The sequence below is a fragment of the Enterobacter cloacae complex sp. ECL72 genome (assembly GCF_019056635.1).
Taxonomy (GTDB): Bacteria; Pseudomonadota; Gammaproteobacteria; order Enterobacterales; family Enterobacteriaceae; genus Enterobacter; species Enterobacter hormaechei_C.
On the sequence record NZ_CP077659.1, the window covers coordinates 2,922,341 to 2,940,714 of the forward strand.

Sequence of the window (18,374 nt, forward strand, 5' to 3'; positions counted from 1 at the left end):
CCCGGCCTACAAGGTATGACGGGTTTTCGTAGGCCCGGTAAGCGCAGCGCCACCGGGCAAAAAACTCAAAGCTTAAGAATATCTTTTACAAACGGAATGGTCAGCTTGCGCTGGGCGGTAATGGAGGCGCGATCGAGCTGATCGAGCGTATCAAACAGCGTGCGCATTTCGCGATCCAGACGCTTGAGCAGGAAACGACCCACGTCTTCCGGCAGTTCAAATCCGCGCAGTCTGGCGCGCAACTGAAGTGCCTGGAGTTTGTCTTCATCCGACAGCGGTTGCAGCTTGTAGATTTGTCCCCAGTCCAGACGAGACGCCAGATCCGGCAGCCCCAGATTGAGCTGACGCGGCGGACGATCGCCAGTGATCAGCAGCCGGGTTTTGCCCGACTCCAGGATGCGGTTGTAGAGGTTAAAGATCGCCATTTCCCACGGTTCGTCCCCCGCCACGCATTCGATATTATCGATGCAGACCAGGGAGAGATGTTCCATGCCCTCCAGCACCTCAGGCACAAACCAGGTGCGTTTATCCAGCGGCACATAGCCTACCGCGTCACCGCGCGCCGAAAGCTCCGCACAGGCGGCATGCAGCAGGTGGCTGCGTCCCGCGCCTTCGCGTGACCAGATATAGATGTATCCGCTGTGTTCCTGGCGCAGCACGTTTTGCAGTGCAGCCAGTAAAGAGGGGTTATCACCCGGCCAGAAACTCGCGAAAGTTTCGTCGTCAGGGAGATAAAGTGGCAGAGAGAGCTGTGCCGGTCCGTTCAGAAATACCTCAACCAGAGATCTTACATAAAATCGGAATGGAGTTTAACACGGAACCTGCAAGGAGAGAACCGGGCGATCCTTCGCCCGGCATGACGATCAATGTGGCGCTTTTTCGCTTTCGTCCGCGTCCAGCACCACCTCTTCCGGGCGGATCACCGAGATCAGCTTGAAAATCAGGCTCAGGCCGACGCCGACGATGGTCGCCAGCGCCATACCCTTCAGCTCTGCCGCGCCGATGTGCACCTTCGCGCCGCTCACGCCGATAATCAGGATAACGGAAGTGAGGATCAGGTTCTGCGCCTTGCTGTAATCCACTTTGGATTCAATCAGCACGCGAATACCGGAGGCACCGATCACCCCGTACAGCAGCAGGGAAACGCCGCCCATCACCGGAACCGGGATAATCTGGATCGCCGCCGCCAGTTTACCAACGCAGGAGAGCAGAATGGCGATGATCGCCGCGCCGCCGATAACCCAGGTGCTGTAGACGCGGGTGATCGCCATTACGCCGATATTCTCACCGTAAGTCGTGTTTGGCGTGGAGCCGAAGAAACCAGAGATGATGGTGGAGAAACCGTTGGCAAACATGGAGCGATGCAGGCCCGGGTCGCGGATCAGGTCGCGCTTCACGATGTTCGCCGTCACCACCAGGTGGCCGACGTGCTCAGCAATCACCACCAGCGCGGCAGGCAGAATAGTGAAAATGGCGAACCATTCAAAGCGCGGGGTGTAGAAGGTTGGCAGCGCGAACCAGTGCGCCTCGGCAATCGGGGTGGTATCCACAACGCCCATCACGAAGGAGAGCGCGTAACCCGCCAGCACGCCGATCAGGATCGGGATAATCGCCATAAAGCCGCGGAAGAGGACGGAACCGAAAACCGTCACGCCCAGCGTCACCAGCGAAATAATGATGGTTTTGGAATCCGGTGACTGACCGTCCGCAGGCAGCAGCCCGGCCATGTTCGCCGCCACGCCCGCCAGCTCCAGGCCGATGACGGCAACGATGGCCCCCATTGCCGCAGGCGGGAACATCACGTCCAGCCAGCCGGTACCGGCTTTCTTCACGATGAAGGAGACCAGGCAGAACAGCACGCCGCACATGATAAAGCCGCCCAGCGCGACCTCATAACCCAGCGGCAGCAACAGCAGAACCGGGGAGATAAACGCGAAGCTCGACCCGAGATAGGCCGGGATTTTGCCTTTACAGATGAAGAGGTAAAGTAGCGTACCGATGCCGTTAAACAGCAGCACGGTAGCCGGGTTAATGTGAAACAGGATTGGCACCAGCACGGTTGCGCCAAACATGGCGAACAGGTGCTGCAAACTAAGCGGGATTGTCTGTAAAAGCGGCGGTCTTTCACTCACCCCGATAGCACGGCGCGTCATAGTGTTTTCCTCTGAGTGTCATTGTTGGTTTTTATTCAAAAAAAAGCCGACTATCAAAGTCGGCTTCTTTATCGTTATTCGATTATTTAGTACCAAAAATCTTATCGCCGGCATCGCCGAGCCCCGGGATGATGTACCCGTGCTCGTTCAGTCCCTGGTCGACAGACGCGGTATAGAGTTCAACGTCCGGGTGCGCTTTTTCCAGCGCCGCGATACCTTCCGGCGCCGCAACCAGCACCAGCACTTTGATGCTGCTGCATCCCGCTTTTTTCAGCAGGTCGATGGTGGCGATCATCGAACCGCCGGTCGCCAGCATCGGGTCAACCACCAGCGCCATACGCTCGTCGATGTTAGAGACCAGCTTCTGGAAGTACGGGACCGGCTCAAGCGTCTCTTCGTTACGGTAGATCCCCACCACGCTGATACGCGCGCTTGGGACGTGCTCCAGCACGCCTTCCATCATGCCCAGACCCGCACGCAGGATTGGCACCACGGTAATTTTTTTACCTTTGATCTGCTCAACCTGTACCGGACCGTTCCAGCCTTCGATGGTCACTTTTTCCGTTTCCAGATCAGAGGTCGCTTCGTAGGTCAGCAGGCTACCCACTTCAGAAGCCAGTTCGCGAAAACGCTTCGTGCTGATGTCATGCTCACGCATCAGGCCCAACTTGTGTTTAACGAGTGGGTGTTTCACTTCCACAATTTTCATTCTCTTTCTCCTCTGAGGTGGCATCCGCAAAAAAATCGCGGGATTATACCGCTTTTTTCGGATTGCGCCATACCCATCTTGCTTGACGTACATCAATCAAAAACAAAAAAGCCGGAGGCTGGGCTCCGGCTTGGGTGCGGGATTCTGCCGGGTGGCGCTAACGCTTACCCGGCCTACACATCCCGTAGGCCCGGTAAGCGCAGCGCCACCGGGCAATTATAGCTGCTCTCCGTTGCTGGCAATCACCTGCTTATACCAGTCGAACGATTTCTTCTTGCTGCGGTTCAGCGTGCCGTTACCTTCGTTATCTTTATCGACAAAGATAAAGCCGTAGCGTTTTTTCATCTCGCCGGTGCCGGCAGAGACCAGGTCGATACAGCCCCACGGGGTATAGCCCATCAGGTCTACGCCATCCTCCACCACCGCTTTTTTCATCTCGCGGATATGCGCGGAAAGGTAGTCGATGCGGTACTGGTCGTTCACCGTGCCGTCGCTCTCCTGCACGTCGATCGCGCCAAAGCCGTTCTCAACGATAAACAGCGGCAGCTGGTAGTGATCCCAGAACCAGTTGAGGGAGTAGCGAAGCCCCACCGGGTCAATCTGCCAGCCCCAGTCCGATTTCTGCACGTACGGGTTAGAGACCAGGCTCTTGCTCTCGTCGTAGTCCAGCTGCGGGTTGTCCGCCGTCGCTTTGGTGGCGAAAGACATGTAGTAGCTGAACCCGATGTAATCCACGCAGCCCTGCGTCAGCGCCACTTTATCTTCTTCGGTGATATCCAGCGCGAAGCCGCGACGTTCAAAGTAGTTGAGCAGATGCTGCGGATACTTGCCGCGCACGTGAACGTCGGTGAACCAGTAGCGACGATGCATGGCGTTCATCGCCATCATCATATCGTCCGGGGCACAGGTCAGCGGATAGATGGGGCACATGGCAATCATGCAGCCGATTTGCAGCGACGGGTTGATCTCGCGCCCCGCCTTCACCGCCAGGGCACTGGCCACCAGCTCATAGTGCGCCGCCTGGAACATCACCGGCTCGCGATCTTCTCCCGGCGCATATTTCAGCCCGGAGTTGGTAAACGGCGCAAAGTCTTCGTGGAAGTTGGCCTGGTTGTTGATCTCGTTAAAGGTCATCCAGTACTTCACTTTATGCTGGTAGCGCTCAAAAACGACCTTCGCGAAGCGAACAAAGAAGTCGATCAGCTTACGGTTGCGCCAGCCGCCGTATTCCGTCACCAGGTGGAAAGGCATCTCGAAGTGGGAAAGCGTGATCACCGGCTCGATGCCGTGCTTCAGGCACTCGTCAAAAAGATCGTCATAGAATTTGAGTCCCGCTTCGTTCGGCTCCAGCTCGTCGCCTTTCGGGAAGATACGCGTCCAGGCGATGGAGGTGCGGAAGCATTTGAACCCCATCTCGGCAAAGAGTTTGATGTCTTCTTTATAGCGGTGATAAAAGTCGATGGCTTCGTGGTTTGGGTAATTTTTCCCCTCCAGCACGCCGTTGGTGATTTCACGCGGTACCCCGTGGGCGCCTGCCGTCATGACATCGGCAACGCTCACGCCCTTGCCGCCCTCTTTCCAGCCGCCTTCGAGCTGGTGCGCCGCAACGGCCCCACCCCACAGAAAACCTGCTTTAAATCCTGACATTCGCTATCCCTCATTCTGCGTTATTTTCTGCAAAAACAGTTACAGAAACCGGTTTCAGTTTGATGATGTGCAAAGGGGATAGCCGTTGCAAGCAGATCGCCGAAACCGGTTTCATTTTCGTGAACAGAGTCAAGTTTGTTGCCCTGGACAGCCCGCACAGAAAAAAAGATCCTCGCGCCGAGAATAGGCTCGCAAACGTTTGCCTGGACTGTTAGAATTGCGCCGATTTTTCTTACTAGCTATGCAATCGCGTGGGGATTTAAGCCGTGACCAACAAAACTTCTCTCAGCTACAAAGATGCCGGTGTTGATATTGACGCAGGTAATGCGCTGGTTGACCGAATCAAAGGTGTGGTGAAAAAAACCCGCCGCCCGGAAGTGATGGGTGGCCTGGGTGGATTCGGCGCACTGTGCGCGCTGCCGCAAAAATATCGTGAACCTGTGCTGGTCTCGGGTACGGATGGTGTCGGTACAAAACTGCGCCTGGCGATGGATCTTAAGCGTCACGATACGATTGGTATCGATCTGGTGGCGATGTGCGTCAACGACCTGGTGGTACAGGGCGCCGAGCCGCTGTTCTTCCTCGATTACTACGCGACCGGCAAGCTGGACGTGGATACCTCAGCCAGCGTCATTAACGGTATCGCCGAAGGCTGCCTGCAATCCGGCTGTGCGCTGGTCGGCGGTGAAACCGCGGAAATGCCTGGCATGTATCACGGGGAAGATTATGACGTCGCAGGCTTCTGCGTCGGCGTGGTAGAAAAATCAGAAATTATCGACGGCAGCAAAGTGGCTGACGGCGATGTGCTGGTTGCGCTGGCCTCCAGCGGTCCGCACTCCAACGGCTACTCTCTGGTGCGTAAAATCCTCGAAGTGAGCGGTTGCGACCCGCTGACCACCGAGCTGGACGGCAAACCGCTGGCCGATCACCTGCTGGCCCCGACGCGCATCTACGTGAAAAACGTGCTGGAGCTGATTGAGAACGTTGACGTGCACGCCATCGCTCACCTCACTGGCGGCGGCTTCTGGGAAAACATTCCGCGCGTGCTGCCGGACAATACCCAGGCGGTGATCGACGCATCCTCATGGCAGTGGCCGTCCGTCTTCAACTGGCTGCAAACCGCAGGCAACGTGAGCTCTCACGAAATGTACCGCACCTTTAACTGCGGCGTGGGCATGGTTATCGCCCTGCCCGCCAGCGAAGCGGATAAAGCGGTTAAACTGCTGACAGAAAAAGGTGAAAACGCGTGGAAAATCGGTACGATTAAAGCTTCCGATTCCGAACAGCGTGTGGTCATTGAATGAAAAACATCGTGGTGCTCATTTCCGGCAACGGAAGCAATTTGCAGGCAATCATAGACGCCTGCAAACAGAAGAAAATCAATGGCACCATTCGGGCAGTATTCAGCAACAAGGCCGATGCATTCGGCCTTGAGCGCGCGCGGGAAGCGAACATTCCTGCGCACGCGCTGGAAGCCAGCCAGTTCGCCGGGCGTGAAGCCTTTGACCGTGAGCTGGTGCAGGAGATTGACGCCTACGCACCTGACGTGGTGGTGCTGGCAGGCTACATGCGCATCCTGAGCCCGGCTTTTGTTGCACACTACGCCGGACGACTGCTCAATATCCACCCTTCCCTGCTGCCAAAATACCCCGGTCTGCACACCCATCGTCAGGTGCTGGAGAACGGCGATGAGGAGCATGGTACCTCCGTGCATTTCGTCACCGACGAGCTGGACGGCGGTCCGGTCATTTTGCAGGCAAAAGTACCGGTCTTTGACGGCGACAACGAAGACGACGTGACCGAACGTGTGCAGACGCAGGAACACGCCATTTATCCGCTGGTGGTAAGCTGGTTTGTCGATGGACGTCTGGAGATGCGCAACGGCGCAGCCTGGCTGGACGGCGTGAAGTTGCCCCCGCAGGGTTATGCGGCTGAAGAGTAGTCTGTTTGAATTGCCCGGCGGCGCTTCGCTTGCACGGGCCTACGGTCCCGTAGGTCGTGGTAAGCGCAGCGCCACCCGACACCCCCTTCCCCAACCCTCTAAATTCCCCAACAAAAAAATAACTGTCATACTTTTCTGGCACTGTTGGACATATCGTGGAAATGCTCGCCATAATAAGGACGAGACGGATTTACCACGTCCTGTGATTGAACTGGAGTGTGAGCTGTAATGGGTCAGGAAAAGTTATACATCGAGAAAGAGCTAAGCTGGTTAGCATTCAACGAACGTGTACTTCAGGAAGCGGCCGATAAAAGCAACCCGCTGATTGAACGTATGCGTTTTTTAGGCATCTATTCCAACAATCTGGATGAGTTCTACAAGGTTCGCTTCGCCGAACTGAAACGCCGAATCATCATCAGCGAAGAACAGGGCTTGAACTCCCACTCCCGGCATCTGCTTGGAAAAATCCAGTCTCGCGTCATGAAAGCCGATCAGGAATTTGATGGCCTCTATAACGAGCTGCTGCTGGAAATGGCACGCAACCAAATCTTCCTGATCAACGAACGCCAGCTCTCCGCGAATCAGCAAAACTGGCTGCGCCACTATTTCAAACATTATCTGCGCCAGCATATCACCCCGATTCTGATCAACCGTGAAACCGATCTGGTGCAGTTCCTGAAAGATGATTACACCTATCTGGCGGTAGAAATCATTCGGGGTGAGACCATTAACTACGCGCTGCTGGAAATACCGTCTGATAAAGTCCCACGCTTTGTAAACCTGCCGCCGGAAACCCCGCGCCGGCGTAAGCCGATGATCCTGCTGGATAACATCCTGCGCTACTGCCTGGACGATATCTTCAAAGGCTTCTTCGATTACGACGCGCTCAACGCCTACTCGATGAAGATGACCCGTGACGCCGAGTACGATCTGGTGCATGAGATGGAGGCCAGCCTGATGGAGCTGATGTCTTCCAGCCTCAAGCAGCGCCTGACGGCGGAGCCGGTGCGGTTTGTCTATCAACGCGATATGCCGGACGCGATGGTGGAGATGCTGCGCGATAAGCTGACCATCTCCCGCTACGACTCCATTATCCCCGGTGGGCGTTACCACAACTTTAAAGATTTCATTGGCTTCCCGAACGTCGGCAAGGCCAATCTGGTGAACAAACCGCTGCCGCGCCTGCGCCATATCTGGTTCGATAAGTTCCGCAACGGGTTCGACGCCATCCGCGAACGGGATGTGCTGCTCTACTATCCGTATCACACCTTTGAACACGTGCTGGAATTGCTGCGTCAGGCCTCGTTCGATCCGAACGTGCTGGCGATCAAAATCAACATTTATCGCGTGGCGAAAGATTCCCGTATCATCGATGCGATGATCCACGCGGCGCACAACGGCAAGAAAGTGACCGTGGTGGTTGAGCTCCAGGCTCGCTTCGACGAGGAGGCCAACATCCACTGGGCGCGCCGACTGACGGAAGCGGGCGTACACGTCATCTTCTCCGCGCCAGGGCTGAAAATTCACGCCAAGCTGTTCCTGATCTCCCGTAAAGAGGGCGACGACGTGGTGCGCTACGCCCATATCGGTACCGGGAACTTTAACGAGAAAACCGCGAGAATCTACACCGACTATTCGCTGCTGACTGCCGATGCCCGCATCACCAACGAAGTGCGTCGGGTGTTCAACTTCATTGAGAACCCGTACCGCCCGGTGAGCTTCGATTATCTGCTGGTGTCACCGCAGAACTCACGGCGCCTGCTGTACGATATGATCGATAAAGAGATTGCCAATGCGCAGAACGGCTTGTCGTCCGGCATCACGCTGAAGCTCAACAATCTGGTGGACAAAGGGCTGGTGGACCGCCTGTACGCGGCCTCCAGCTCCGGCGTTCCGGTAAATCTGCTCATTCGCGGCATGTGCTCGCTCATTCCGGAACTGGAAGGCATCAGCGACAATATCCGCGTGATCAGCATTGTGGATCGCTATCTTGAACACGATCGCGTCTATATTTTCGATAACGCCGGTGATAAGCGCGTATACCTCTCGTCCGCCGACTGGATGACGCGTAACATTGATTACCGTATTGAAGTGGCGGCACCGCTGCTGGATCCTCGCCTGAAGCAGCGTATCCTGGACATTATCGAGATCCTGTTCAGCGATACGGTGAAAGCACGTTATATCGACAAAGAACTCAGTAATCGCTATGTACCGCGCGGCAACCGCCGTAAAGTGCGCTCGCAGCTGGCGATTTACGATTACATTAAATCACTTGAGCAATCCGATTAACCTATGCCAATAAACGATAATACCCCACGCCCGCAGGAGTTCGCCGCGGTCGATCTTGGCTCAAACAGTTTCCATATGGTCATCGCCCGCGAGGTGGATGGCGCGATGCAGATCATCGGTCGTCTGAAGCAGCGTGTGCATCTGGCCGATGGTCTCGACGCGCGTAACATGCTGAGCGAAGAGGCCATGGAGCGCGGGCTGAACTGTCTGTCGCTGTTCGCAGAACGTTTGCAAGGCTTTTCGCCGTCCAGCGTCTGCATCGTCGGGACGCATACGCTACGCCAGGCGCTGAACGCGCCGGAGTTTCTTAAGCGCGCGGAAAAGGTTATCCCCTACCCGATAGAGATCATCTCCGGTAACGAAGAAGCGCGCCTGATTTTTATGGGCGTGGAGCATACGCAGCCGGAAAAAGGCCGCAAGCTGGTGATTGATATCGGCGGTGGTTCCACGGAACTGGTGATTGGCGAAGACTTCGAGCCGCGTCTGGTGGAAAGCCGCCGTATGGGCTGCGTCAGCTTCGCGCAGATGTATTTCCCGGGCGGCGTCATCACCCGCGAAAACTTCCAGCGCGCGCGCATGGCCGCCGTACAAAAACTCGAAAATCTGGCCTGGCAATACCGTATTCAGGGCTGGAACGTGGCGCTGGGCGCATCGGGTTCGATTAAAGCGGCCCATGAAGTGCTGCTGGCAATGGGTGAAAAAGACGGGTTTATTACGCCTGAGCGCCTGGTGAAACTCACCGAAGAGGTGCTTAAGCATAAGAGCTTCGACGCCCTGAGTTTGCCGGGTCTGTCCGACGAACGTAAAGCCGTGTTCGTACCGGGGCTGGCGATCCTCTGCGGCGTGTTTGACGCGCTGGCGATCAAAGAGCTGCGCCTCTCTGACGGCGCCCTGCGTGAAGGCGTACTGTATGAGATGGAAGGCCGTTTCCGTCATCAGGATATTCGCAGCCGCACCGCGCAGAGCCTGGCCAACCAGTACAACATCGACCGCGAACAGGCGAAACGGGTGCTCGAAACCACGGTTCAGATGTACGAGCAGTGGGAGGAGCAGAATCCGAAGCTGGCGCATCCGCAGCTGGCCGCGCTGTTGAAATGGGCCGCCATGTTGCACGAGGTGGGGCTGAACATTAACCACAGCGGAATGCATCGCCATTCAGCCTATATTCTGCAAAACAGCGATCTGCCTGGTTTCAACCAGGAGCAGCAAACCATGATGGCGACGCTGGTGCGCTATCACCGCAAAGCCATCAAGCTCGACGATCTGCCGCGCTTTACGTTATTTAAGAAAAAGCAGTTCCTGCCGCTCATTCAGCTGTTGCGCCTGGGCGTGTTGCTCAATAATCAGCGACAGGCAACCACCACGCCGCCGACGCTGAAGCTAAAAACGGATGACTATCACTGGACGCTGAGCTTCCCGCACGACTGGTTTAGCCAGAACGCGCTGGTGCTGCTGGATCTGGAAAAAGAGCAGCAGTACTGGGAAGCGGTCACCGGCTGGCTGTTGAAGATTGAAGAAGAGAGTTCTGAGGCGGCAGCGTAACGGCTCAGGCGCTCTCCTGAGAAGGCTGCGTGTTGAGCAACGTATCAAGCTCAGCCGGCAACCCAATCAAATAGCCCTGCACATAATCGATACCTAGCGCGTGCACCGCGCTACGTATCTCTTCCGTTTCCACATATTCCGCCACCACCAGCATTTTCTTCATCCGGGCCAGATGGCAAATGGAAGCCACAATCTGGTAATCCAGGCTGTTGCTGACAATATTGCGAATAAAACCGCCATCGATTTTGAGAATGTCTGCGTCCACGCTTTTTAACCGCGCATAGCTGGCGTAGCCCGTGCCAAAATCATCAATGGCGATCCGGATGCCCATTTTTTGTAATTTCCTGAGGGTCGACGCCGCCAGATCCGCATGACCAAAGGCGCTGCTTTCGGTCACTTCAAAGATCAGTTGCCATGCTTCAACGGCGTATTTGGCTAACAGGCGGCTCACTTCAAGCGGGAACTGCGCCCTGTAGGCGGTAGAAGGTGCGAGGTTGATCGCAAAGCGCTGGCCCGGCAAACGCTGGCGGTGCTGTGCCAGAAAACTCAACGTACGCTCCAGTACCCATAAATCAACACGCGACGATAACCCAAACTCCTGTGCAATGGGCAGGAACTGCTCGGGAAAGATCAGCGCCCCGTTATCATCACGCATTCGCAGCAGCACCTCGTGATAACAATCACCGCGCAGCCCGCGAACGGGCTGAACCAGCAGGGTAAAAGCGTCCTGCTCCAGCGCGGCCTGCAAACGACTCATCATCGCGACCTTATCTTTCAGGCTACGCTGCAAATGAACAGCCCCGCGCTGCTGAAGATTTTCCGGGTGGTTGGTAGAAAGGGAGAGATCGGCCACGATGCCCAGTTCCCCCAGCACCAGATAGAGATGATTGACGGGTGAGCGTACATAGCAATAGCTCACGCCGACCTGAGGCTGTACCGGCATACCATCCCAGATAAAAACAAACTGCTTGATATGCTCGTCCAGCGTTTCAATGCGCTGTTGATGCGACTCCGCCTCCAGACGCACCGCCATGTCATACCCCGTGAGGTGATAGACTCGCTCATTGGGCTGAAGGGTACCGTTTATCCATTGCGCCAGCTGCTGTTTATACTGGATCCGCAGCATCACGCCGTAATTGCGTCCCAGCACCTCCAGCTCGGGCACGCGCAGTAAACAGAGCGCTGACCACGGATGACTGGCCAGCTCGCGCGACAGCGCCCGCAGGTTGGGCATATGCACCACCGGATCGAGAAAAGCCTGACTGCGGGAGCGAATATTGATGGCCCGCTGGCGTGTCGCCAGCATCGACATGTACGTCACAACGAAGGAAAAGACCAGATAGCTGGATGAGGTGATCGCCAGCTGAATGCCATAACCCTCTTGCACCGGAATGTAGTGATAAAAAAAGTGAATCGACACCAGCAGGACCGGCGTCCAGATGAGTGACATCAGCTTGTAGCCAAAGCGCATCGCCCCCCAGAGCATCACGGGCATCAGCAGGGACAAGGTGTAGTTGGTACTGAAAATGGAACTGTTTGCATTCATGGGCAGCAGCAGCATGACCAGCAACCCGCCCAGGGCTATAAACCACACCACAAACTCAAAGGCCGTCACCTTTTTGTCTATTTGCGCGCGGAGCTGGGACATCAGTCCCTTGATATAGCGCGGATGACGTATCAGGCGGATCAGCAGGTAGCTTAGCGGCACGCCCGTCAGCCCGCTCACCAGCAGCCCCTGATAGTTAATAAGGGTCCGAATATTGAGGGGATTCAGTCCTGCGAGGCTCTGGCGGCTCTCATAGACGCCGAGATAGACCGCAAACTGAAACAGCAGCAGAAATAGCGTTGCCGGGCAAAACACCTGCCAGAAAATACGCTGCCCCATCAGGCGTATGTCACCGTAAGCGGTCATATTGCGCCGGGGCGCAAACACGCGATAACCGCCCCAGCTGAGCACCAGAGGAACGATAAAATGCAGAATGCCGGCCATGGCTTCAAATAACCCAACGGAGGGGTAATAACGTAAAAACAGCGACACCACCACCCCGGGGAGGGCTTCCAGGCCAAAGAATAACATCAGCGTCAGCAAAAAGGAGAGCGGGAGATAATAGAGCGCAACGATACCGTCGCCCAACTGCGTTAAGGTATTAGCCACACTAAGCACCGGGAGTAACACGACGGGTAAAATAAGAGGAAGTGCCCACCAGCGGTCTTTATTTTGCTTCAGGATGTGGTGAATATTCATAGATGCTCGTTTACAACCCTTGCGCTCCAGAGGGTAAATGAAGACAGGCATCCAACCTGACGTACACGTTGCCTGGAAAATTCCTGGCAAGCACAGTGGAGGAGGGATTTTAAATATCAACGACGGGATGCGGTTGACCTAAATCAAATTAATTTATCTGAATAAACCTTTCTTACGTTTTTTTTGAATATTTTTCCTGTAATTATCAATGCGATAAATAAAAGCGTTGTTTTTAATAACATAAATTAATGTAAGCATTGACGCTATTTTACATTTCGCCGAATTGACCCTGACTTGCGGCTGTGCCTTAATAGCCGTATCGCCCAAAAGGGTATACTCAGGAAAAGAAAGTGAGTCAGGCTACGCGTATGCGAAAACGACATCGATTTAACACCCGGATGACCCGCATCATACTGCTTATCAGTTTCCTGTTTTTCTTTGGCCGCTTTGTTTATTCCTCCATTGGCGCCTGGTATCACCATCAGGACAAAATTCAGTCGCAGCAATCAGGTCTTGTGGTGGATTCGCCCGAGCGCTAAAGCGTGTTCGCTCCCGGAAGACAAACTGTATCGCACTGTATCCCGAGCGCTACGCTGACAAACCGGTACAAAACGCCCGCAAAAGCAAACATCCCCGATACATAAAAATGGTCTTCTGTATCCCTCGCCATAATAAACTGATGAGGAGAGACACAGATGATTCGTCGATATTTCCTGCTTCCTGTATTTGCGCTGACGTCCTTTGCTGGCGCAATGGCCGCACCGTTGCATGGCCTGAGCGCCGCTGATGTCAACGGTCCAGCCGCCGTCGCCCCGCCTGAACACCCCCAGCCGCCAGCAAAACTGATTGTCGATCCGCCGCTGGCGGGACCGCTAAGTAAAGGTGCGGTCTTTATTCAGTACCGTGTCGAAAACCTGCGCATTGAACCTGTATTTGGACCCGACGCGCTGAAAGTCACTCCGCGTATCGGCCATATTTACGTTGTGGTGGATGACGCGCCCTGGCACTGGGCTGATACCAGCGGCGAGCCGGTGATCCTGGTCGGGCTGCCCGCAGGAAAGCACAAGGTGACGATCGTCGTTGCCGACCCGACGCATAAACCCATCGACCATAAAACCGTTGAATTCACCGTGCCGCCACACGCCGCGGTTCATCACTTTTAAGGAGCCTGTTATGAAAGCATTGTCTGTATTAACAGCGATGGTGCTGGCGGTTTCCACCAGCGCGCTGGCAGAGACGAAAGCCAGCGTAGTGCTGGTGCACGGGGCGTTTGCCGACGGCAGCAGCTGGAATAAGGTGATTACCCGGCTGCAAAAACACCATACCGAGGTCATTGCGGTACAACTTCCGCTCACGTCTCTGAAAGATGATGTCGCCACCACGCAGCGTGCTATCGCCCGGGCTCATGGGGATGTGGTGCTGGTCGGTCACTCCTGGGGCGGGACGGTAATCAGCGAGGCGGGAAACAATGCCCGCGTGAAGTCACTGGTTTACGTTGCCGCTTTTGCGCCGGATTCCGGCCAGTCGACGGCAGCTCTGGCAAATAGCTTCCCTGCTCCGCCAGGGAGCGCCAGCCTCGCTAAAACCACAGAGGGGTATTTATATCTGCCGATAAAAGCGGTCAGCGAGAATTTCGCCCCTGACGTGAAGGACGTTGAGCGCAGCGTGATTGCCGCGACGCAGAGCCCCATTAAGGCCGATGCGTTTGGGGAGAAAATCGCGCATGCCGCCTGGCATGACAAACCGAGCTGGTATGTGGTCAGCAAAAATGACCGGATGATCAATCCTGAGCTAGAGCGCGCAATGGCGAAGAAAATCAACGCCAACACCACGGAGGTAGCGGCAAGCCATGTATCGATGGTCAGCCAGCCGGACGTCATTACCCGTACGATTGAACAGGCGTTATCGGGTCAACAGTGATAAAAAAGCCCGCATGATGAACGGTCCGACTTCGGGCCACGCCATCCTGCGGGCTTTATGCACTTCCGGCTCCTGCAACGGGGTTATGTGCGGTTTTGTCACAAACGCACCTTCCCCCTCGCTGAACCATCAGAAGCTGTACGTCACCTTCAAACTTCCCACAGGAGACGTTTTTCGCTGAACAATGGGGCTATCGCCAGCCTCTCCCGTCAGCTGCGTAACGCCAGCTGCGGCAAGCAGGCTCCAGCGGGAGGTAAGCTTATGGGTCCAGTCCAGGTTCAGCGAATACGCATATATTCCCGATCCGGCATCGTGTCGGGCAAAACCCGATGCGGCCGACTGGGCGGCATTCACCCCGTAGTAGGTTTGCACATACTTACTGGATCCCCAGCTACCGGTCAGCGCCAGCGTTAACGCATTTTTCGGAGATGTATAGAGCGGGCTGGCAATGCCGAAATGCACAGCTTCACCATTGTCTCTCTCAGAAACCGGGACCTCTGCCTGCAACTGCACGGTCAGCCAGTCAGTCACCCTGTATCCCAGCCCTGGCACAACGATAGCTGAGCCTTTAATGTCACCCATTCCTCGCAGGTCGTCGCTGCCGGAGGCGATCGAATCGCTGCTTACGTCGCGATCCTTACGTCCAGCGCGATAGCTCAGCGCTGCGTTGTAGTCCAGGTTACCAAAGCTGTTGCCGTAGCCGATCCCCCGCGTGGTGCTGACAAAAAAACCATTGGCCATCGCGTAATCAACCACCTGAGCCGCAGAGACCCGGCTCTTGTCCGAACCGGAATAGCGTGGCGCAACATCCACGCCGCCTCCCAGGGTTAACACGTTGCCCTGAGGCTGATCTGCCGCCAGGGTCGGGGTAGCCAGTAACGCCAGGACGGCCCCCGGCAAGATGCTTTTCATGCTGCGACGGATGCGTGAACGGGGGAAACTATTACGCAGTGTGATGTTTCTCATTAAAGAAGCCCTTTGGATTCAGATGATTGCGATACAAGCGGTGTTAAACGCCAGAGCGCTCATTCTGAATACTCACCCTAAGGTTCTTATGAGCCGTAAATGAAGAAATGCTGAAGCACGTGAAGGTTCTGTAAACCCTGAAGAATTCCTGTTACCGTTTTTTCTTCAGTTGTTCTTCATGCACTGTTGATACAGTTACCAATGTGAAAATTCTACTAATTGAAGACGACCTGGATCTCGGCAATGGCGTGCGTATCGCCCTTGCAGATCAAGGATTTGATGTCATATGGGTACGCCGCAAAGAGGATGCGCTGCATCAGCTTGGGATCTGCGTGCCGGAACTTATTTTGCTCGACCTGGGGCTGCCCGATGGCGATGGCATGAGCCTGATGACGCGCCTGCGTCAACAGCTTAAGGGCGTCCCTGTCATCATCCTGACGGCGCGAGGCACGCTACAGGACCGCCTGTGCGGGCTGGATGCAGGTGCAGACGATTATCTGGTCAAACCTTTTGTTCTCGCCGAACTGCTGGCGCGCGTGAGAGCCCTTGCGCGGCGCAGTTACGGTTTTGAAAATGAGGCAATAGAAATTCGCGGTTTGTCGCTTCATATTCCGACGCGTCGCGTAACGGTGAGCGCACGCCACGTTGAGCTGACGGCAAGCGAATATGCGCTGCTTGAAACGTTAATGCTGCGCGCCGATCGCGTGCTTACGCGACGGTATCTGGAAGAAAGGATATTTGGCACGAAAGAAAACCTCAGCAACGCGCTTGACGTGCATATGGGTAACCTGCGGCGAAAAATTGGCGATGGCTTTGTGCGAACGGTAAGAGGCGTTGGGTATGTCATCGATACCGTACCCGTTCAGAAGGCAGCAGGTTGATGCGTAATTTTTGGCACCACCTCCGGCTTCCCACGCTGGTCAGGCGAATGCTGGTCGCCCAGATGCTGCTGCTTACGTTGCTCTGGTGTCTCTTTTTAACCTTCATTATGCTGGAAGACCTGCGTAGCCCTCCCATACTGACGGGCAGTGAGACTTATGAAACCCTGTTTTCCCTGGTAGAGAGCATGGACGATCGTCCGCAGGCGCGTGATGCTGTGCTGGCAGCGTTCAGCAAGGCGCTGCGGGAGGGCTATGGCGGCGGCGAAGATCCGGAGCTGTCCATCAACCTCATTGTTCGCAAGAATAACGAGATTATTTTTTCTTCGGATGGTGCGCCAACGGGGGTAAAAAATAGCCGTCTGGGGGTCATGCAGCATGTCCAGAGTGAGGACCATACATGGACGAGCCGTACCCTCAAATCCGCGCACTCCGACGTGGAAGTCACCCTTTTTACCCCTGCCGGTAGCTGGAATTTCTTTATCTATCTGAACTCGCGCGGCTACTACGTCATGCCGCTGATGATATGCATCCCTTTTCTTCTGTTCCCCGCGTGGCTGTCCATCCGCATCGCGATGCGCCCCTGGAACAAGGTGGTGAATGAAATTTCATTGCGCACGCCGGACGATCTCTCGCCTTTAAAAGCCGTCCCCAGACACAGGGAGCTTCGCCAGACAGTCGACGCGATTAATGACTTTCTGGCCAGGGTGCGGGAAAGCGCCGAAAGGGAAAGAATGTTTATTGCCGATGCCGCACACGAACTGCGTACGCCTCTGGCCGCGATGCGGATCAACGTCGAGGCGTTGCAGTCCTGGGTCATCAGCGAAAGCCAGCAGGAGCTGCTTGCGGGCATTGTTCGCAGCAATAGCCGTGCTGCGCGTCTCGTCAATCAGCTTCTGCTGATGATGCACAGCGAAGCGCACATCAGCACGGTGATGTCGCCTGTGCCGCTGACGACGCTTATTCAGGAGCGAATGGCTGCCCTGGAACCGCTGGCGTCCGGGCGCAGAATTGAGTTTGAATTCATCGCCGATGATGAAATCCATATCACAGGCATTCGGGAACGTCTGGTATCGCTGATCGACAATTTAATTGAGAATGCCGTGAAGTACAGCCCTGAGGGTGGACGCATTGAGGTACAACTGCAATCGCGTGATAAGTCCGCTCAGCTGCGCGTCTCAGACGCGGGTCCCGGCATTCCGGTTGAATTGCGGGAGCGTGTGTTCGACAGGTTCTTCCGCGATCCTAATCAGACCCAAAGCGGGAGCGGACTGGGGCTTGCCATCGTCAAAGCCGTTACGCAACAACACAACGGCAGGGTCAATCTGAGTACGTCAGCCGAAGGCGGTCTTATGGTGACCGTTGATTTCCCGAATCCGGCGTTCGCATGAACGTAAACGCGGCGCTACACGTCCTGACATGTGTCAGCGCAGCGTTACTTCACGTATGCCGCAGATTGCTTCAATAAAATTACCGTATTTGTTATATTGTTACTTACTGATTATTCACCTCTGCGGTGCCAAAAAGAACAAGATTCACCGCAACCCAGGACAGAAAAATGTTAGATTATCGCTTCCCGACAGCTTTGCAGATGGTTCTCAGCGTAGCGATGGCGGAGCAATCGGGTGAACGTTCGACGAGTGCAATCCTGGCTTACGGCCTGGAAGCGAATCCGAGCTTTATCCGCAAATTAATGGTTCCTCTCGCCCGCGACGGCATTATCGTCTCCACGCTTGGCCGCAACGGCTCTATTCACCTTGGCCGCCCGGCGGAAGAGATTACCCTGCGTGATATCTACCTTTCCGTCACTGAAGATAAAAAGCTGTGGGCGTCCCGTCCTGACGTCCCGGCCCGCTGCGTGGTCAGCGCCAACGCCTGCTGGTACTTCAAATCAATCGCTGATGAAGCGGAGCAGGCTTCGTTAGCGGTTTTAGCGCGCCATACCGTCGCCAGCGCGCTGGAAGAGGTGAAAAAAGCCGATACCAGCGGGTGCGATCCGGTGCCGGAACTCTGCACACAGCATAAAAAAGCGCCCTAATCCTGACAGACTGCGAAAAAAAAGCCGCCTTCATTGTGAAGGCGG

Annotated in this window: 16 protein-coding genes; 10 read left to right on the forward strand and 6 right to left on the reverse strand. The window is 55.5% G+C overall.

Going from position 1 to position 18,374, the window contains the following annotated elements:
• Positions 1 to 65: 65 nt before the first annotated feature.
• The 4 genes from KTH07_RS14170 to KTH07_RS14185 form a co-directional block, all read right to left on the reverse strand.
• A complete protein-coding gene (locus KTH07_RS14170; protein WP_211482948.1) occupies positions 66 to 767 on the reverse strand; it encodes a DnaA inactivator Hda in 702 nt (233 codons plus the stop codon).
• Between the two features lie 96 nt (positions 768 to 863).
• Positions 864 to 2,153: a uracil permease gene (gene uraA, locus KTH07_RS14175; RefSeq protein WP_017692944.1), complete on the reverse strand. Its 1,290-nt coding sequence runs from the start codon at positions 2,151 to 2,153 to the stop codon at positions 864 to 866.
• Between the two features lie 82 nt (positions 2,154 to 2,235).
• Positions 2,236 to 2,862, reverse strand: a complete 627-nt coding sequence (upp, locus tag KTH07_RS14180) for a uracil phosphoribosyltransferase (RefSeq protein ID WP_003860560.1) — start codon at positions 2,860 to 2,862, stop codon at positions 2,236 to 2,238.
• A 216-nt stretch (positions 2,863 to 3,078) separates the two neighbouring features.
• Positions 3,079 to 4,509, reverse strand: a complete 1,431-nt coding sequence (locus KTH07_RS14185) for a 6-phospho-beta-glucosidase (RefSeq protein ID WP_023295128.1) — start codon at positions 4,507 to 4,509, stop codon at positions 3,079 to 3,081.
• 266 nt (positions 4,510 to 4,775) lie between these two features.
• On the opposite strand from KTH07_RS14185, the gene purM reads away from it, so the two are divergent.
• From purM to ppx, 4 genes are all read left to right on the forward strand, one after another.
• Positions 4,776 to 5,813 (forward strand): phosphoribosylformylglycinamidine cyclo-ligase, encoded by a 1,038-nt coding sequence (purM, locus tag KTH07_RS14190; protein WP_063162034.1) that lies wholly within the window; start codon positions 4,776 to 4,778, stop codon positions 5,811 to 5,813.
• A complete protein-coding gene (purN, locus tag KTH07_RS14195; protein WP_006811493.1) occupies positions 5,810 to 6,451 on the forward strand; it encodes a phosphoribosylglycinamide formyltransferase in 642 nt (213 codons plus the stop codon). The genes purM and purN overlap by 4 nt, the downstream gene beginning before the upstream one ends.
• A gap of 228 nt (positions 6,452 to 6,679) precedes the next feature.
• Complete coding sequence (ppk1, locus tag KTH07_RS14200; RefSeq protein ID WP_017692942.1) at positions 6,680 to 8,740, forward strand: polyphosphate kinase 1; 2,061 nt, start codon at positions 6,680 to 6,682, stop codon at positions 8,738 to 8,740.
• Between the two features lie 3 nt (positions 8,741 to 8,743).
• Positions 8,744 to 10,282: an exopolyphosphatase gene (gene ppx, locus KTH07_RS14205; RefSeq protein WP_003860570.1), complete on the forward strand. Its 1,539-nt coding sequence runs from the start codon at positions 8,744 to 8,746 to the stop codon at positions 10,280 to 10,282.
• A gap of 4 nt (positions 10,283 to 10,286) precedes the next feature.
• Here ppx and KTH07_RS14210 read toward each other — a convergent pair whose 3' ends face one another.
• Positions 10,287 to 12,527, reverse strand: coding sequence for an EAL domain-containing protein (locus tag KTH07_RS14210; protein ID WP_032619274.1), 2,241 nt, complete (start codon positions 12,525 to 12,527; stop codon positions 10,287 to 10,289).
• A gap of 368 nt (positions 12,528 to 12,895) precedes the next feature.
• Here KTH07_RS14210 and KTH07_RS14215 point away from each other — a divergent pair, with 368 nt between their 5' ends.
• The 3 genes from KTH07_RS14215 (at position 12,896) to KTH07_RS14225 (ending at position 14,447) form a co-directional block, all read left to right on the forward strand.
• Positions 12,896 to 13,066: a YfgG family protein gene (locus KTH07_RS14215; protein WP_017383512.1), complete on the forward strand. Its 171-nt coding sequence runs from the start codon at positions 12,896 to 12,898 to the stop codon at positions 13,064 to 13,066.
• Between the two features lie 156 nt (positions 13,067 to 13,222).
• Positions 13,223 to 13,690, forward strand: a complete 468-nt coding sequence (locus KTH07_RS14220; protein WP_032619272.1) for a DUF6130 family protein — start codon at positions 13,223 to 13,225, stop codon at positions 13,688 to 13,690.
• Positions 13,691 to 13,700: 10 nt separating this feature from the next.
• Positions 13,701 to 14,447, forward strand: coding sequence for an alpha/beta fold hydrolase (locus KTH07_RS14225; protein ID WP_023304200.1), 747 nt, complete (start codon positions 13,701 to 13,703; stop codon positions 14,445 to 14,447).
• Between the two features lie 129 nt (positions 14,448 to 14,576).
• Here the strand turns inward: KTH07_RS14225 and KTH07_RS14230 are convergent, their stop codons facing one another.
• A complete protein-coding gene (locus KTH07_RS14230; protein WP_023304201.1) occupies positions 14,577 to 15,413 on the reverse strand; it encodes a MipA/OmpV family protein in 837 nt (278 codons plus the stop codon).
• A 203-nt stretch (positions 15,414 to 15,616) separates the two neighbouring features.
• Here KTH07_RS14230 and KTH07_RS14235 point away from each other — a divergent pair, with 203 nt between their 5' ends.
• The 3 genes from KTH07_RS14235 (at position 15,617) to KTH07_RS14245 (ending at position 18,329) form a co-directional block, all read left to right on the forward strand.
• Positions 15,617 to 16,294 (forward strand): response regulator, encoded by a 678-nt coding sequence (locus tag KTH07_RS14235; protein WP_017383516.1) that lies wholly within the window; start codon positions 15,617 to 15,619, stop codon positions 16,292 to 16,294.
• Complete coding sequence (locus tag KTH07_RS14240; RefSeq protein WP_063162033.1) at positions 16,294 to 17,682, forward strand: HAMP domain-containing sensor histidine kinase; 1,389 nt, start codon at positions 16,294 to 16,296, stop codon at positions 17,680 to 17,682. The genes KTH07_RS14235 and KTH07_RS14240 overlap by 1 nt, the downstream gene beginning before the upstream one ends.
• A gap of 167 nt (positions 17,683 to 17,849) precedes the next feature.
• Positions 17,850 to 18,329, forward strand: a complete 480-nt coding sequence (locus tag KTH07_RS14245) for an Rrf2 family transcriptional regulator (RefSeq protein ID WP_003860591.1) — start codon at positions 17,850 to 17,852, stop codon at positions 18,327 to 18,329.
• Positions 18,330 to 18,374: the final 45 nt, after the last annotated feature.

Coding starts and splice junctions, on each gene's coding strand:
- uraA (WP_017692944.1), bottom strand. CDS start 2,153: ATGACGCGCCGTGCTATCGGGGTGAGTGAAAGACCGCCGCTTTTACAG.
- upp (WP_003860560.1), bottom strand. CDS start 2,862: ATGAAAATTGTGGAAGTGAAACACCCACTCGTTAAACACAAGTTGGGC.
- KTH07_RS14185 (WP_023295128.1), bottom strand. CDS start 4,509: ATGTCAGGATTTAAAGCAGGTTTTCTGTGGGGTGGGGCCGTTGCGGCG.
- purN (WP_006811493.1), top strand. CDS start 5,810: ATGAAAAACATCGTGGTGCTCATTTCCGGCAACGGAAGCAATTTGCAG.
- ppk1 (WP_017692942.1), top strand. CDS start 6,680: ATGGGTCAGGAAAAGTTATACATCGAGAAAGAGCTAAGCTGGTTAGCA.
- ppx (WP_003860570.1), top strand. CDS start 8,744: ATGCCAATAAACGATAATACCCCACGCCCGCAGGAGTTCGCCGCGGTC.
- KTH07_RS14210 (WP_032619274.1), bottom strand. CDS start 12,527: ATGAATATTCACCACATCCTGAAGCAAAATAAAGACCGCTGGTGGGCA.
- KTH07_RS14215 (WP_017383512.1), top strand. CDS start 12,896: ATGCGAAAACGACATCGATTTAACACCCGGATGACCCGCATCATACTG.
- KTH07_RS14220 (WP_032619272.1), top strand. CDS start 13,223: ATGATTCGTCGATATTTCCTGCTTCCTGTATTTGCGCTGACGTCCTTT.
- KTH07_RS14225 (WP_023304200.1), top strand. CDS start 13,701: ATGAAAGCATTGTCTGTATTAACAGCGATGGTGCTGGCGGTTTCCACC.
- KTH07_RS14230 (WP_023304201.1), bottom strand. CDS start 15,413: ATGAGAAACATCACACTGCGTAATAGTTTCCCCCGTTCACGCATCCGT.
- KTH07_RS14240 (WP_063162033.1), top strand. CDS start 16,294: ATGCGTAATTTTTGGCACCACCTCCGGCTTCCCACGCTGGTCAGGCGA.
- KTH07_RS14245 (WP_003860591.1), top strand. CDS start 17,850: ATGTTAGATTATCGCTTCCCGACAGCTTTGCAGATGGTTCTCAGCGTA.